11 protein-coding genes are annotated in these 15,291 nt (G+C 44.6%); 8 read left to right on the top strand and 3 right to left on the bottom strand.

Annotation, left to right across the window (positions count from 1 at the left end; all coding sequences use genetic code 11):
* Nucleotides 1–241: 241 nt before the first annotated feature.
* From P364_RS0120530 to P364_RS0120520, 3 genes are all read right to left on the bottom strand, one after another.
* Entirely contained in the window at nt 242–523 is a 282-nt protein-coding gene (locus P364_RS0120530; RefSeq protein WP_024631952.1) for an ArsR/SmtB family transcription factor, read from the bottom strand.
* A gap of 170 nt (nt 524–693) precedes the next feature.
* Entirely contained in the window at nt 694–1,038 is a 345-nt protein-coding gene (locus P364_RS0120525) for a hypothetical protein (RefSeq protein WP_024631951.1), read from the bottom strand.
* Nucleotides 1,039–1,077: 39 nt separating this feature from the next.
* Nucleotides 1,078–2,268 (bottom strand): cytochrome P450 family protein, encoded by a 1,191-nt coding sequence (locus tag P364_RS0120520; RefSeq protein ID WP_024631950.1) that lies wholly within the window; start codon nt 2,266–2,268, stop codon nt 1,078–1,080.
* 498 nt (nt 2,269–2,766) lie between these two features.
* Here P364_RS0120520 and P364_RS0120515 point away from each other — a divergent pair, with 498 nt between their 5' ends.
* The 8 genes from P364_RS0120515 (at nt 2,767) to P364_RS0120480 (ending at nt 15,178) form a co-directional block, all read left to right on the top strand.
* Nucleotides 2,767–3,867 (top strand): ATP-binding protein, encoded by a 1,101-nt coding sequence (locus tag P364_RS0120515; protein WP_201770155.1) that lies wholly within the window; start codon nt 2,767–2,769, stop codon nt 3,865–3,867.
* Nucleotides 3,855–6,257 (top strand): DUF5682 family protein, encoded by a 2,403-nt coding sequence (locus P364_RS0120510; RefSeq protein WP_024631948.1) that lies wholly within the window; start codon nt 3,855–3,857, stop codon nt 6,255–6,257. Before P364_RS0120515 ends, P364_RS0120510 begins: the two co-directional genes overlap by 13 nt.
* Before the next feature lie 23 nt (nt 6,258–6,280).
* The gene (locus tag P364_RS0120505) at nt 6,281–7,432 is read left to right on the top strand and encodes a VWA domain-containing protein (RefSeq protein WP_029881154.1); all 1,152 of its coding nucleotides are present in this window, start codon (nt 6,281–6,283) and stop codon (nt 7,430–7,432) included.
* 93 nt (nt 7,433–7,525) lie between these two features.
* Nucleotides 7,526–11,041: a DUF4132 domain-containing protein gene (locus P364_RS0120500; protein ID WP_024631946.1), complete on the top strand. Its 3,516-nt coding sequence runs from the start codon at nt 7,526–7,528 to the stop codon at nt 11,039–11,041.
* A 4-nt stretch (nt 11,042–11,045) separates the two neighbouring features.
* On the top strand, nt 11,046–12,818 hold the full coding sequence (locus P364_RS0120495) for a hypothetical protein (protein WP_024631945.1): 1,773 nt from the start codon (nt 11,046–11,048) through the stop codon (nt 12,816–12,818).
* The gene (locus P364_RS0120490; protein ID WP_161634262.1) at nt 12,805–13,083 is read left to right on the top strand and encodes a hypothetical protein; all 279 of its coding nucleotides are present in this window, start codon (nt 12,805–12,807) and stop codon (nt 13,081–13,083) included. Before P364_RS0120495 ends, P364_RS0120490 begins: the two co-directional genes overlap by 14 nt.
* Nucleotides 13,084–13,250: 167 nt before the next feature.
* The gene (locus P364_RS0120485) at nt 13,251–13,793 is read left to right on the top strand and encodes a sigma-70 family RNA polymerase sigma factor (RefSeq protein WP_024631943.1); all 543 of its coding nucleotides are present in this window, start codon (nt 13,251–13,253) and stop codon (nt 13,791–13,793) included.
* 5 nt (nt 13,794–13,798) lie between these two features.
* The gene (locus P364_RS0120480; RefSeq protein WP_024631942.1) at nt 13,799–15,178 is read left to right on the top strand and encodes a DUF4179 domain-containing protein; all 1,380 of its coding nucleotides are present in this window, start codon (nt 13,799–13,801) and stop codon (nt 15,176–15,178) included.
* The last annotated feature ends 113 nt before the right edge of the window (nt 15,179–15,291 follow it).

The raw sequence follows: 15,291 nt of genomic DNA, 5'->3' as shown, positions 1-15,291 counted from the left end.
TCTTTCTGTTTGTTATTATTATATTTTTAGAAATATAGAAATAAAGACAAGAGAACGGGAAAACAATATTATGAATGAACCGATGAGGCATGGTTGAGCAGTTAAACCATCCAATGTACTGGGTGTTTTGGTAAAAGGATAGGTATGCAACTACGATGAGTCTCTGCATTCCAATGTGCCAGAACGAGTGTTTAATTGTTGATTTTATATTTCTAGTATTATAGAAATAACGGACAAAAATTTATCTATCCAACAGATAAGGAGCGAATCTCTGGACAGTTTCTGTATTCAGGCTGTAATAAATATACGTGCCTTTCTTTTGTGACGTCAACAAACCACAATCGGATAGCTGCTTCAGGTGATGAGATAGAGTGGAGAGCGCTACCGTTACAAGCCTATTTTCCAAATCAGCAGGACACAGGTTGCTTTCACCCGAAAGGATCTGAATGATTTTATATCGCGTTTGTTCGCCCAAAGCTTTATGAATTTTGACGGCCTGTTCATCAATCGTATTGGATTGCATCAAAATCGTTCCTTTCGTCTTTATTTCTTATTTCTATAAATATTGAAATAACTTTATCATGTCTTTTGAAAAAAGTAAACTCCCTACGAAGATCTTTACTTTCAGTCGAAAATGAATCAACTGAAGCAAAAACCTTTGCAGGGAGTTGGAAGGTCGATTCAAACTCACTCTTATTGTCGTTCGAGAGACTCGACGTATTCTTTGGCATCTTTCAGTGATAGGTTTCTGGCTTCACGAGCCTTTTTGATTGCAATGATTTTCTTGCCCTGTTGTGCAAGTGCCTGCAGCTCCCTATCAAGTTCAGTCAGGTCAGCCTGTGACGGTGGAGGTGGAGACACATTCACTGAAGAAGCGTTATGACTAAGCGGAAATTGTGCAGTACTACCTGCTCCATTCTCCAGGCGCTCTACATCCCTCTTCAGTTCATTCAGCTGTGCCTGCAAGCTGATGACACGAACCAATAAGATGAGAATAAGAATTAAAAAAACGACTAAAACAATGGTGTTTATTTCCATGCAGCCAGGTGCCTCGCTTTCCTTACTCCAAATACATTTCTATCTAAGCTGTACCGGGATTTCCTTAACACCGCGAACAATCATGCCAGGTCTCCATTCAAGTTCATTCACATCCGCCTGAAGCTGCATATCGGGAAAGCGGCGAATTAACGTGTTGATAGCAATCTCACCTTCCAGTCGCGCAAGAGGGGCTCCCAGACAGAGATGAATGCCTTTGCCAAAAGCCAGATGGGCGCTCTTCTCGCGAGTGATGTCAAACACATCCGCATCCTTAAACTTCGCTTCGTCCCGATTGGCTGAATCCAGCGCAACGATAACAAGCTCACCTTCAGCGATATGATGTCCATGAAATTCGATGTCTTCTGAAGCCCAACGAGACGTACTGAATTCAACCGGACCGTTATAACGCAGCATTTCCTCAACAGCATTATGGATTAACTCAGGCCGCTTAATCAGCAGCTCGCGTTGTTCCGGGTGCTCCAGAAGGGCAAGTATACCATTGCCGATCAGATTAACGGTTGTTTCGTGTCCGGCGATGATGAGCAGCGCGACTACACCAAGCAGTTCCTTTTCAGTGAGCTGCTCTCCTGATTCTTCTGCCACAACGAGCTGACTGATCAGATCGTCGCCCGGTTGCTCACGTACTTTGGCAAACCAGGCATTCAGGTAATCAATGAACTCTTTGGCATGCTTCTCAAACACTTCGGAATTCTCCTCGCTTGTCGCGTCGATGATAGAATTCGACCACAGACGGAATTTGTCCTGATCTTCAAGAGGAACACCGAGAATTTCGCTGATGACAATAATCGGTAACGGAAAAGCGAACTCATCGATCAGATTCATCTTGTCCTGGGAATTAAGATTATCCAGAAGATCATCGGCAATATCCTGAATATGGCTTCTCATGCCTTCAATCAGCCTTGGAGTGAATGCCTTCTGTACAAGTCCACGCAACCGACGATGATCGGGTGGATCAGAAAAAAGCATGTTATGCACAAAAATATTATCTTGATCCGGCCCATAACGTTTAATGACATCCTTGCTGAAGCGATTGTCTTTCAATACCTCGACCGCATCCTCATATCGGGTAATAATCCAACCGAAATCACCGTGAGGGAACAGGACTCTGTGAATGGGATCATTCTGTCTGAGTTTTTCATATACCGGATAAGGATTTTGTGAAAATTCTCGGCTAAAGAACTCCGTCTGTGAAGTTTCATTTGTACTCAAATAGTTAATCTCCTCTCATCAAAAGCTCGTAATGTTACGCATCTTTTCTAAGGGATCATATGTTAATTTCGGTGGCTTCATACGAAAAGCCTGCACCATCTATATATTCAATATTTTAGCGATTGAAACCTTGTTTTTGACTAACAAATATGGTATGAAAAGCTTCATATTTAAATAGAATAGCGTTTGTTGGGGCAAGGATTAGATTCAATATACGGATCGTTTAATAACCCACCGGGTCATATGGCCTATAATTGAAGTTTTCTACAATAACAATGTGAGTTCAAGTTAATTTTAAAGGCCATCTTCATGATTCAACGATACAACTCATTCACATTTGTGCTAGGAACCATGTGTCCATGGGCTTATAAAGAATGCTGCTAAGAAGGACGTTTCAACCATTTTTGTCGTTTTCTACGTTCGTTGAAAGGCTGCTGTGATAAGATAAAACTTAATAGGAACATACGATCTGTTTGTATGAGAGGAGAAACCTACATGATGGATATGCTTAAGCCACCCGCAGAGACATTATATGAGACAGAGTTACGGGCGCTGCGAGAAGAAGATACGGGGAAACGTCCTCCAAACTGGTTGTTGTCCCCAACGTATGTGCGTGATTTTATTATCGGCAGGGACAAGCCCGCTATACTGGACGGAGGAGAGATCACGATTACGCGGAAATTTTATGGCAACGATGTACTGATTGAACGTGCCGTGGTTACATTGGCAGGCAATCGGGGCTTGATGTTGGTAGGGGAGCCCGGGACAGCCAAGACCATGCTCAGTGAGCTGCTGACCGCAGCCATTTCCGGTACCAGTCTGAACACGATTCAGGGTACGGCAGGTACAACCGAAGACATGATCAAATATTCATGGAACTATGCCATGCTGCTGGATAAAGGCCCATCCGAAGCGGCACTTGTTCCCTCACCGTTGTATAACGGAATGAAGAAGGGGATTCTTACCCGCTTTGAGGAGATTACTCGTTGTCCTGCTGAAGCACAGGATAGCCTGATCAGTATACTAAGTGACAAGGTGATGAGTATTCCTGAACTGGATGGCGGTGTGCTGTTTGCCAAACCGGGGTTTAATGTGATCGCAACAGCTAACATTCGTGACAAGGGCGTAAATGAAATGAGTGGTGCACTGAAGCGCCGTTTCAATTTTGAGACGATTAAACCGATCAGCAGCGTGAAAATGGAAGCCAAAATTATTGAATCCCAGGCGCGCAGCCTTTTACTACATAGCGGAATAGACACTGAGATTAATTCGGATGTGGTTGAATTGCTGGCCACGACATTTATGGAGCTTCGTACGGGAATGACGCGGGAAGGTTACAAGCTGGATTCGCCCCAAGCGTCGATGAGTACGGCTGAAGCCGTATCTGTATATGTACAGAGTGCAATGACCTCCTATTATTACGAAGACAAGGGAATCGCATTGGATCGGCTGGTGCAAAACATGCTGGGAACGATAGCAAAAGAAAGCGACAAGGATTTGTCCATTCTCAAAACCTACTTCTCCAAGGTTGTGAAGGAACGTTCCAGAGATGAAGGCATTTGGAAGGAGTACTATGAGGAGAAGAAATGGATCGGTTAACAGGAACTGCTGATCTGGATGTTGCCCAGTTACAGACGCTATTTGAATCCCGTGTGTTTAACCTGACCAGCGGAACGCTTTATTTTCCCATACGCCATCATAGCCCAGCATGTTCCTATCATTTACTGCGATTAATTGAAGAATACAAGCCCAACATCATTCTAATCGAAGGACCTGAGAGTGGAAATCCTTTGCTTCAAGTTTTGGCTGACGAGGCGACCATACCTCCTGTTAGTCTTTACTACACCTATGAGAGTGAAAATGAGAGAGCGGCCTGTTATTATCCGATGCTTCGTTACTCTCCTGAATATGTAGCTCTCAAAGAAGCAGCTCGGCTGAACATCCCAGCAACATTTATTGATCTGGACTACCATCATTTCTCTAAATCCAACAAGGCAGAACAACGGGAGATTTCCATTCAAGATGAGACTTTGCTTGCAGGGTCTGAGTTTATCCACCGTTTATGTATAAAGACAAACAGTCGAAGTTTCGATGAATTGTGGGAGAACGTATTTGAAATTGGTGGTCTGGAGAAGTCGACACAGGCATTTGTACAGGATGTATTCACGTACTGCACATTATCCCGAATGTGTTATTCAGATGAGCGATTGAACAGTACAGGCGACCGGACAAGAGAAGCACACATGAAGAGACGGATTGAGCAAGCCCGACAGGAGCATGACCGTGTGCTTGTCATCACTGGCGGATTTCATACCTATGGACTGCTGACGCCCGATAATCATGAAACGGCATCAGAAGGGTTGGCGATGGAGGCTCAAGGAAGGCATCAGAAATCTGTGCATCAGCAGATGTATCCCATGGTCTACACGTTTGCCGAAGCGGATCGACTGAATGGTTATGCAAGCGGAATGCCTTACGTGAATTATTACGAACAGATCTGGAACCAGCTGCATCGGCAAAAGGGCTCCGTATATAATTTGACCGCGTTAGACTTGTTATCCCGATTAACCCGCAAGCTGAGGGAAGCGCATGAACATGTATCAACCAGCGACGCCATTGAGGCGTATAGCATGGTTCAGGGCCTCGCAGGACTGAGGGGGAAAAGGGAAGGCGGTGTCTATGATCTAATGGATGCAACCCTTTCTTCCTTTGTTAAGGGGGAACTTACGTTAGCTTCAGATAAACCGCTGCAAGAATTGCACAAGTTGCTAACCGGAGATGTTATAGGGAAAGTAGCTCCCAACCCGTTCAGTATTCCAATCGTTGAGGATTTCAAAGAACGTTGTACGGAGTCAAAACTTCAAATTCGTAATACAGGCCAGCATAAGAAAGTACTTGATCTATACGCCAAACCAGATCATCGTCGGCAAAGTCAATTGTTTCAATGTATGGTTTATCTCGTTCCGGATTTCGCGAAGCGGCAATCGGGACCCGATTGGATTACACAGCGTGACATGAACCTTGTTCGAGAGACATGGATCTATACTTATTCCTCCAGAATTGAGGCTCGATTAATCGAGAATTCACTTTACGGAGGCACAATTCGGGAAGCCGCTACGCGCAAGATGGAAGAAGAGATGCAGGGCATACCGGATCATCACAGTGGTGACTTGGCCAAATCCATGCTTCAAGCTCTGCTCATGGGCCTGCAGAATACAGCAATGACGCTGTATGACCAAGTGAAGTCTGCTCTGCGAAAGGATGGGAATTTCCTGTCGTTGTGTGGAAGTCTTCATATTTTGAATCGGATTCAGCAGCATCGCAGACTTCTTGGGTTGTCCGAAGAACAGCAGCTCCTTAACCTCGTATCCGAAGCCTATAACAATGCCGTTGACAAACTGATGCAGCTCTCCAGAACGAATCCGGATGAACATGAAGAGATTGTCCAGGGATTGAAGCTGCTTGCCATGCTGGCAGAGTCATCCGCAGAGCATTTTCGGGATGCTACCTTCCGCGCACACCTGAATGAACTGCTGTCAGACAGCCAACTGCCGGCACAGCTGGAGGGCGTATGTATTGCCATATCTTCAGGACTTGGAGACAGGCGTAGGGAAGAGATCGTGGATCGAGCGCGTGGGTACATCCGGGGATCGCAGGAACAGACCCGGCAGACTGCACTTTATTTACAAGGGGTGTTCTCTGTAGCGCGGGACGCTTTTCTGTATGAAGATCAGCTTTTATCAGAGCTGAACTATATGATCGAGCAACTTGACTATGAAGAGTTTATCCGCATGATCCCTGAACTTCGCTTGGCATTTACCTATTTTACACCCATGGAGACAGGCCTAATTGCGGATCGCGTCGCAAACCTGCATCAGGTAGAGGCCGAAGAGATGTCATGGTCTTCCGTTGACGAACGATTACTGATTCAGACGAAAACATGGGATGAAGCCCTTCGGAAGGAGTTTGATGCATGGAAGCTGATCTGAATGAGCTGCATACAACCAAGGAAATGGTGAAAGACAGTGAAAAGCTTAATCGGGCGGAAACCCTAAACCGTTGGCGCCTTATTCTGGGTGAATCCGCTGACGAAGGGCTATCCAATACAGGAGATTACTTCCCTGATGATTTTAAATATACCGAAGTCGATGAGATTTTGGGATATCTATTTAATCGCGAGTACGGTGAAGAGCAGGGTTACAGAAAAGGGGGAGGACGAGGTCCTTCGGATCTGACCGTTCCCAAATGGTTACATAAAGTCAGGGAATTGTTCCCCAAACCAACGGTGGAAATCCTGGAGAAGCAGGCGCTTGACCGTTATGGCCTTACGGAATTGTTAACAGACAAAAAGCTGCTGGAGTCACTCGAACCCAATATGAACCTGCTCAAGAACATTATGCAATTCAAAGGCCGAATGAAAGGCGACGTTTTGAAGAGCGCCAAGGAAATTGTACGAGTCGTGGTTGAAGAGCTGCGACGCAAGCTCGAATCTCAGACCAGAGCGAGCATTATAGGGAAACGCAGCCGCTATGCATCCAGTTCGGTGCGCTCCTTGCGTAATCTCAATTTCAAGCAGACTATTACCAAGAACTTGAAGAACTATGACAAAACCAATCGCAGATTTGTCATTGACCGTCTTTATTTTGACGGGAATATCCAGTCTCATAACAAGTGGGACATTATCATTGGTGTGGATGAGAGCGGAAGCATGCTGGATTCAGTCATATACAGTTCAGTGATGGCCAGCATCTTCTATCGTCTGAATGCACTTCGCACGAAATTGTTTATTTTTGACACACAGGTTGTCGACTTGAGTGACAGGCTGGAAGATCCGGTAGATGTACTCATGAACGTGCAGCTTGGTGGGGGAACCCACATTGCAAAGGCGCTGCGTTATGGTGAGACGTTGATCGAAAATCCCGGGAAAACGATATATATTCTCGTTAGCGATCTGGAAGAGGGTTACCCGATTCAGCACATGTATAAGGCATGTAAGGATATTTTGGATACGGGCTGCAAGTTGCTGGTGCTGACCGCACTCGATTTTAACGGAGATACCGTGTACAACAAACATGCTGCGCAGACGTTATCTAATATGGGTGCACATGTAGCGGCGATTACGCCCAATGAGCTGGCGGATTGGATTGGCGAAATTATTACTTGAGCAGCGGGATGATTTGAATGACGTATCATGCTGATTTATTAATTGATTATATACAAGATCACATATGAACTTATATTTAAGGAGGAATGTGTAATGCTGACCGCTGACCGTGCAGTGGAGGCTTTGGTGGAGAAATTTGCAGAGGTGTGTTCCAACGAATATTCGTTGAAAACGGACCGGCGTTCGGAAATCATCGATTATGTGATGGGAACGACGGACAAGTTCCCTGATATGATGGGAGGTTCCAGCCATTATGCCTATCAGACGATAGATGTACTTATGAAAATTGCAAAAAAAGATGACGGAGATATCTTTTTTCGGGCGGGAGCCATTGTAATTCATATGGAATCCAATTATTCCAGAAGGAACACGTGGAGAACCGATGGCTTTACGCTCTGTCTCGGAAATGACTCGGAAGCTTATGGACTGAGTGGAAAGAGCAAAAACGATGATCGTATGGGCGGGTTGCTGTACCGTTTGGAGAAAATCAATCGGTTTGCTGGCGAAAAGGAAATTCTGGATGAATTAAAGAGCAGACTGAAGGGGAATTCCCAAGATGTAATTAATGGGATGATACTCCTCCGACTTTATTCAGATCTCAATGATAGCCCTTCTTATCATGCCCAGGTGCAACAGTTCATGCAATCTCTGCCTGCATTGTTTCAACATGTGATGACCAGTAACATAAGTAAGCTGCACAACGAATTGCATACATTGATTGAGCCTCTGGTGGTTTGCAATTTTCAAACCAAACATAATAGATCTGCACATGAATTGAATAGCGAATTCCTCCAGGAGAAGCATAGCCGGGTTATGGCTGAGAACTATTCGAACACTTCTCTTTCCAAAAAGGAACAACTGTCTTACAGCGAGTTCGACAAGACGATGATCCTTCTAAGCAGCGCCTTGTTGTATATGGTTAACATCAGTGGGGGGAAACAACGTTTCCTAGATAACAAAAGTGAGACCGGTCGCATTTTGCTCGAAGCGATAAATCAGTTACATGAAATCTATCCACTTGAAGTTAGACGTTACTTACTGAGCATGGACCCAAGAACGAAAAATGCCAATGAGCTGCTTTCAGGGCTGGTGCCCCTAGATGAGCCATATCAGCTGATAGAAATGTTGCGTAATGAACTTGAAGCGTACACCATACCATGGCAATTTCTGCAATCAGCTGTTGTGAATGACTCGCAGCAGGCTATTCGTGCATACCACATATTAAAACCCCCATTCCTCAAATTGTGCATTCAAAAAATGTTGGAGGACCATGGAATCGCAGTCCCAGATGTGGATGAAACTGTTGAACAAGCCGTGTTCAGTGCTCTTCGGCATCCGTTAGATGGAGGGAGACAGGGAATTGCAATTGCACGATATTTGAACTGTGAAAGCTCCCTTGAAGAATACTGGGAAGATCCGAATAGTCGTGGGCTGTTTAATAACCTGAATCGGGACAAAAAGCGCGTTCATAACTTGATCAGCATTAGTTTCCTGCCTTTGGATTCGGAGGCGATGCGTCGGTTCGTGATTCTCACCACGTATCCCGAGTGGACACTGGATATTGTCTCTGAGATGTATCAATCTTACGCGTTTAGCGGAGAGAAGCTGCTTGAACGTTACGGCCTAGATCCAGAGGTGAAACAAGAGAAATTGCTGTCTAGCCTAATTTCGCTTAATGGCATGACCGATTACAAGTACAAAACGATGCCTCAGGATGAATATCGCCGAATTATTCAACAGAATCTGGACTATGCTATTGGCCAATACAAGAAACTGCCAACCGATACACGCATTCTTGTTTTGGAAATTACCTTTGAACAACGTCATGAACTTTCGACAAAACAAATAGCGGAAGCGATTCGTGCCGGATTGCAGGACTCTTCCAAAAAGGCAAATGGCGTGGCGTTATCTGAATTCAATCGGATTCCTGATCAGGACTTATATACCGCCATATACCGTTCGGAGAAAAAAGCGGGCGTGAAAGAAATGGCTCTCAGCGCGATCCGCAGTTTGGAAAATAGCAAAGATATATATCGTGAGCTTCTGAAGGGTGAAAAGTCTGCAGATTGGAAGAACCTGATTCAAATTCTGCTAGATACCGCGGATCAAAGCCCGGAGTATGCTCATGCGGCGCTTGCCGATCAGGCAGATGGCAAAAAGCTGGCCAGAATAGGTTGGTTGTCTCTGAACGATCTTCCTTCTCTTGTGCGTTCAGCGGACAATCAACCATTAGATGGTCGTATCAAGCAATATCTCTTGGTGCAATCAATAGATCATACATCTGCACCAAACGAAAGACTGAATGAATTACGTGAGTATGCAAGCGAGGAATCATTGTCACGGTTTGCTAGCGAGCTGCTCCAATTATGGATACAGGATGGTGCTGTCGCGAAGGAGAAGTGGGTCATGTACCTTTCGGCACTCTTTGGTGATAATCAAATTGTAAGGATATTGGCCCCTCAAATTAAGGAATGGACAGAAAGCAGCCGAGGCGCCATTGCAGCAGATGCTGTAAGGGTATTGGCCTATCTTAAGGAACCATCTGCTCTCATGGCGATTGACAAGATTAAACGCAGTGTGAAAAACCGCCAGGTTAAGGGTGCGGCTGAAGAAGCGTTGCAGCTGGCTGCGGAAAATATGGGACTTACCTCGGAACAGTTGGAAGACCGACTTGTCACAACGCTTGGTTTTGATAAGAAGGGAACGATGCAACTTAGCTACGGAGAGCGTTCATTCCTGATTAAAGTGAATGGAGATCTGCAAGTCGTTGCCCTAAATGAAGAAACGGGGAAATCCGTGAAGAGCCTGCCTGTCCCTGCACAAAAAGATGATGCTGAACTTGCGGCGCAGTCCAAGGCACGTTTTACCCAACTGAAAAAAGACCTCAAAACGATGGTTACGATTCAAGCGCAGCGTCTGGAAGAATCACTGTCCAAGCAACGTCTGTGGACGGCCAGAGAATGGAAAGCGCTGTTTGTTGAAAATGTACTCATGCAGAAGTTCGCGGTTGGTCTGATTTGGGGCACGTATGAAAATGGCCAATTGGTTAACACCTTCCGTTACATGGAAGACGGCACGTTTAATACCGTCGATGAGGATGAATACGAGCTGCCTTCGGGTTCGCTGGTGGGCCTTATTCATCCACTCGAACTAGATCAATCTACGCTCGAAGGATGGAAAACGCAGCTGGAGGATTACGAGATCAAGCAGCCGTTTGAGCAGCTGAATCGTCAAATTCATGTGCCTGAGGATGAGGACAAAAAGAAGGTTGAATATGACCGCTTGCCGGAATCCGAGTTCTCTCCAACTGCATTCCCCAAAGCACTGGAGAAATACGGTTGGGTCAAAGGTCCGGCGCAGGATGGGGGCTGGTATCATGAATTTTACAAAGAGTATGGAGATCTTGTCGCAGAGCTACGTTTCAGTGGTACGAGTATTACGTATTATGAAGGGTTGGAAGAAATTACGCTGGAATCACTGCATTTCTTTAAGCCTGGCACTCAGAAACACTATTATTATGGCGATCATAAGTCCATTGCCTTGGGTGAAATCGCAGGTCGTGTGTTCAGTGAGACCATCTATGATATTTTAAGAGCGTCAGGACGTTGATCAAGTGAGTGGATTTGGACAGAAATTTCGGGTGTTTTCGACGCTGTGTACGGAGGATTATCTGATTCGGTATGCCAACAAGGGATTGTATAAACGGTCTCTGAAAGATTTGGATAATGGGGTGACTGTGCAATACACTTGGAATGAAGCATCTGTAAGTTGTCAGTTAAGTGATGGTATACAATGCACACTAGAAAATACGCTGGACCAGTGGAAATGCTCCTGTCCGGCAGATCATATCTGCAAACATATATTGATATCCATATTATATTATCAACGGGAACACCATGCAGAAGATACAGTGAATCAGGGGGAAGAAGCTTCCTCAGCAGACTTCGAGCCTTCTTCTGATGTGGATGATCATGAGGCAGTTCAAATTCAAAATACACACTCCCTGGTAATGGAATCCCGCTTCCGCTGGATGATTGAATCGGATCTTGCTCCTTTGGTTAAATCGTATAGTTCTTCCTTGATCGAAGAGGTTTTGTTCCGATTAAGGTATCCAGAACAGATTGAAGTATTGGAAGATTCTCTTCTGACGGTACGTTTGGTGAAACAAGAAATTGAGGTTTCGTTTACAGAGGAAGCTAGTCTGGCCAAGGCCCTGTGCAAAGTAAAACAAACTGCCGGTAATATGGCCAAGCTTGAGGCGCTGCTGCGGTATCGGATGCAACAAGGTTTGGATGATACGGAAGCCATAAGTGGAAGTGTCCATGATGCCAAGTTTTCAATTCAAACCGTGCGGGAATGTCGCTCCATGCTGGCTGATCTGTTAAAAACGGGACTTGCTCGTCTACCGCAGTCCTATATGGCCCAATTGGAAACACTGGCGATTGCGGCACATAGTGGTCAACTGCCTGACGTCGAGCGGAGCTTACGCGGGATTCAGGGAGAATTGCAGTTGTTTTTTAACAGACATGTACGCTTCTCCATGCAGTCTATGCTTGATCGGGTGACTACATTGTATCTTGCACTTCAGGTGCTTGAAGAAGATAAGGTATCTGCGTTCAAGCAGAGCCAGCTCATTGGCCGTTTTCGTAGTAAATATCGTGCGGTTCCTGCACTGCATCTGTATGGATTGGGTGCTGATGCGTGGGAGACACGCTCCGGTTACCGTGGAATCACTTATTATTTCTATTGTTTTGATGATGAAGAGATGTATACGTACAGCGATGTGCGGGCGGTATACTATGAAGATGATCAATTCTCATATACAGAGCATTACGGTTCCTTCACTCCATGGATGCCCAATCTGACTTTTCGTCAATTTGCCGGGGAAGAGGTTCAGTTTCGTTCGGTGAAAGTAAATGAAGAGCACAGGCTGTCCTCGGGGGAAGGCGCGAAGCTTACGCTGTTGCCCCGAACAGGAGTGGAAGAGGTGAACCTGGGCAAGTACATGCAAGATGCAGCCTCTGTACTCGCTGAGGATTCACGCCCATTTGAGTTGTTTTCCGCTCCAAAAGAGCGACTGGCGATGATTAAGGTTGCCCGGATTGTAGAACATCGCTTTAATAAACAATCACAGGACCTTATTCTTACGATGGAGAGTGACAATGGTGAGACGTTGGACCTGCCTCTTCCTTATTCAACAGAATGGCAGACCATGATCAAACGACTGGAGTCGTGTTATGGAGCAGGAACACTCGAACATTTTTATGCTTTTGTGCGTATAGAGCAACAACGGATATACCCGATCAGCTTCCTGAAGGGTCAAACAGTGATCAGTCTGAAACTGGATGCGGGCTATGGAAGGACGGGGAGATTTGGAAGACTATAGTCAGTTGATACAGAAGATCAGCAGCTGGTCAGAAGAACTGTTGCTTCGCGGATTATCCCAATTTACATTGAGAGATATTGAAGTGTTGGAACAGCTAATTACGGAAACCTCGAGATTCCAAATGACTTTCCTTCGCGAAGTGTTGGAACACATGATCGAAGAAGGCCGGAAAACCGCTTTGGGAAACGGTAATGAAGAACTTTTGCTGTTTCATTATTGCCGCCTCACGCAGTATGTACAGCTGAGCATTCAGGAATCATTCTGAACCGATATACGCTTGAAAAATTGCAGGAGCGTGAGCCTCTGCAATTTTTTTTATATTTTTTGAGTAAATTTAGTTTCTGAAACGAATCTAATATGGAGTTGCGTTTAGATGGTAATGTCCTTACCATACTGATGCGTATCTTATCAACGACAGAAGGGAGGGTAAGCATGAAAGAAGAACAGATCAGGGAAGCAGTTGCAAGGCGTGACCATGAAGCCATGGAATGGGTGATGAATAATTATGCGGGATTGTTGTGGAAAATTATCTATTCCATATTACATAATGCCTCAACAGAAGAAATCGAAGAATGTGTGGCAGACACCTTTTTTTCATTTTGGCAACATCCACTTTCTTTCCAGCCCGAGCGAAGTAGTTTGAAAAATTATTTGGCAACCATTGCGAAGCACAAAGCCATTGATCGTTACCGGAAATTGAATCGCAGAAGCGAGATTGCATATGAGGAAAGCATTCATTTTGTTCAAACCGAGGACACGCTCTCTCAATTGATCAGTAAAGAAAGATCTCAGGAATTGGAACAAGCTATTGAATCATTTCCAGAACCTGAACGGGAAATTCTGAAACGTCGGTTTTACGAAGGTCAGAAGCCATTGGAAATTTCAGAAGCATTGTCTTTGCACATCAGACAGGTCCACAACAAAATTTATCGTTCGAAACAATGGTTACGTAAGTGGTTGTTACAGAAGAAATAGAGGAGGTGATTCCCATATCGAATCCAGGAGATCATATTACGGAACAGAATCTTACCCATATCAAGAAATTATTCCATGAAAAAGTTGGCTTTGAGGCTGCTTCACAGCGTAATTCACAGCAGAATAGAACACAACGGTATAAAAGGAGAATCCCTAAGATAATCTATATCCCCATTGCCGCCATCCTGTCGTTAACTATTGTCACAGGTGCAGCAGCAGCCATGGGAGTGATTGACCTTTCAGCCATGTTACAATTTCTAAGCGTAGATCGAATCAACATTCTTCAGCCCGTAAACAAGACCAGTGAAGATCAGGGCATACGGATGCAGACGCTTGGAGCGGTTCGAGACGGCAGCACAACTGAAATATATGTAGCCCTGACGGATCTAACAGGAGACCGAGTAAATGCTTCACTTGATGTATATGATTATCATGTATCAGGTGGTCGGGCACATCATGCACAGGTAGTGCAATATGATGCTGCTGAGAAGACAGCTATTGTACGATTTCTGGTTCAGGGAAAAAGGCTCAGCAATCGAATGAGTGTCCAGATCAGTTCTTTTTTATCAGGTGCAACTAAAGAAGAGAACTATGATTCTAGGCTAAATCTTTCAGAACACCTGAGTAAGAAGCAGCAGTATGAAGTTGATACGCTTGATCCACTCAAAGACTGGATTAGCGGGTGGGGAGGCGAATCCGCTCAGGAATTAAGTGAACAGGAGTTCATTCATGTCCTTCGTCAGGATCAAACTCATATCAAGTTGCCTGGGATTGATTGGATGTATATATCCAATATAGGTTTCGTTGATGGGAAATTGCATATTCAGATTAATCCAGATGACGAAATGGGTGGATACAATCATGGTTATTTTTTCTTCACTGATGACCGAGGGAATAAACAGGATATTGCTATGAATAGCGTCTCCTATGGCTCTTATACGAAAGATGGCACCAATTACGGTGGGGATTATGAGGAGTATATTTTTGATATTTCGAATATCAGTCAACTTGAGCATCTTCAACTTAAAGGAAACTTTACTCGTTACGATCAGTTCGTTACGGGGAAATGGGAAACAACTTTTGATCTGAAACAAGATTCATTAAGTAAAACCGGAGAAACGACGTTGGTGATGAATGAGGATATACGTACGGAGATTAAGGTCTCTTCCCTGGGCGTTACACTTATGGGTAAAGGGATGGATCAATTCCGGCCTGAGGATCTTCATATGGTACTTTATTTGAATAATGGCACAAGCATTCTCCCCAAATCGGGATTCATAAATATAGATGACAATTTGATGAAGTGGATCTCGCCTCACACCATACCGGTAAATGAAGTGAATTATTTGATGTTGAACGGCCAAAAAGTGAAATTGCAAGATTAATTAGGGGATAGTTACCAATAAAATGAGTGGTCTTAACGGCTGCTCTTTTTTATATGAATTTGCCCTTAAGTTCAACTTTCCAAAGTTCGGTTATATTCGCTCAGATGTCATAT

It is taken from the genome of Paenibacillus sp. MAEPY2 (genome assembly GCF_000499205.1).
GTDB lineage: Bacteria > Bacillota > Bacilli > Paenibacillales > Paenibacillaceae > Paenibacillus > Paenibacillus vandeheii.
This window is presented reverse-complemented; position numbering and strand designations above follow the sequence as displayed.

Excerpts from the sequence above, each read along its gene's own strand:
- P364_RS0120530 (WP_024631952.1), bottom strand. The coding sequence starts at position 523 with ATGCAATCCAATACGATTGATGAACAGGCCGTCAAAATTCATAAAGCT.
- P364_RS0120525 (WP_024631951.1), bottom strand. The coding sequence starts at position 1,038 with ATGGAAATAAACACCATTGTTTTAGTCGTTTTTTTAATTCTTATTCTC.
- P364_RS0120515 (WP_201770155.1), top strand. The coding sequence starts at position 2,767 with ATGGATATGCTTAAGCCACCCGCAGAGACATTATATGAGACAGAGTTA.
- P364_RS0120510 (WP_024631948.1), top strand. The coding sequence starts at position 3,855 with ATGGATCGGTTAACAGGAACTGCTGATCTGGATGTTGCCCAGTTACAG.
- P364_RS0120505 (WP_029881154.1), top strand. The coding sequence starts at position 6,281 with ATGGTGAAAGACAGTGAAAAGCTTAATCGGGCGGAAACCCTAAACCGT.
- P364_RS0120500 (WP_024631946.1), top strand. The coding sequence starts at position 7,526 with ATGCTGACCGCTGACCGTGCAGTGGAGGCTTTGGTGGAGAAATTTGCA.
- P364_RS0120485 (WP_024631943.1), top strand. The coding sequence starts at position 13,251 with ATGAAAGAAGAACAGATCAGGGAAGCAGTTGCAAGGCGTGACCATGAA.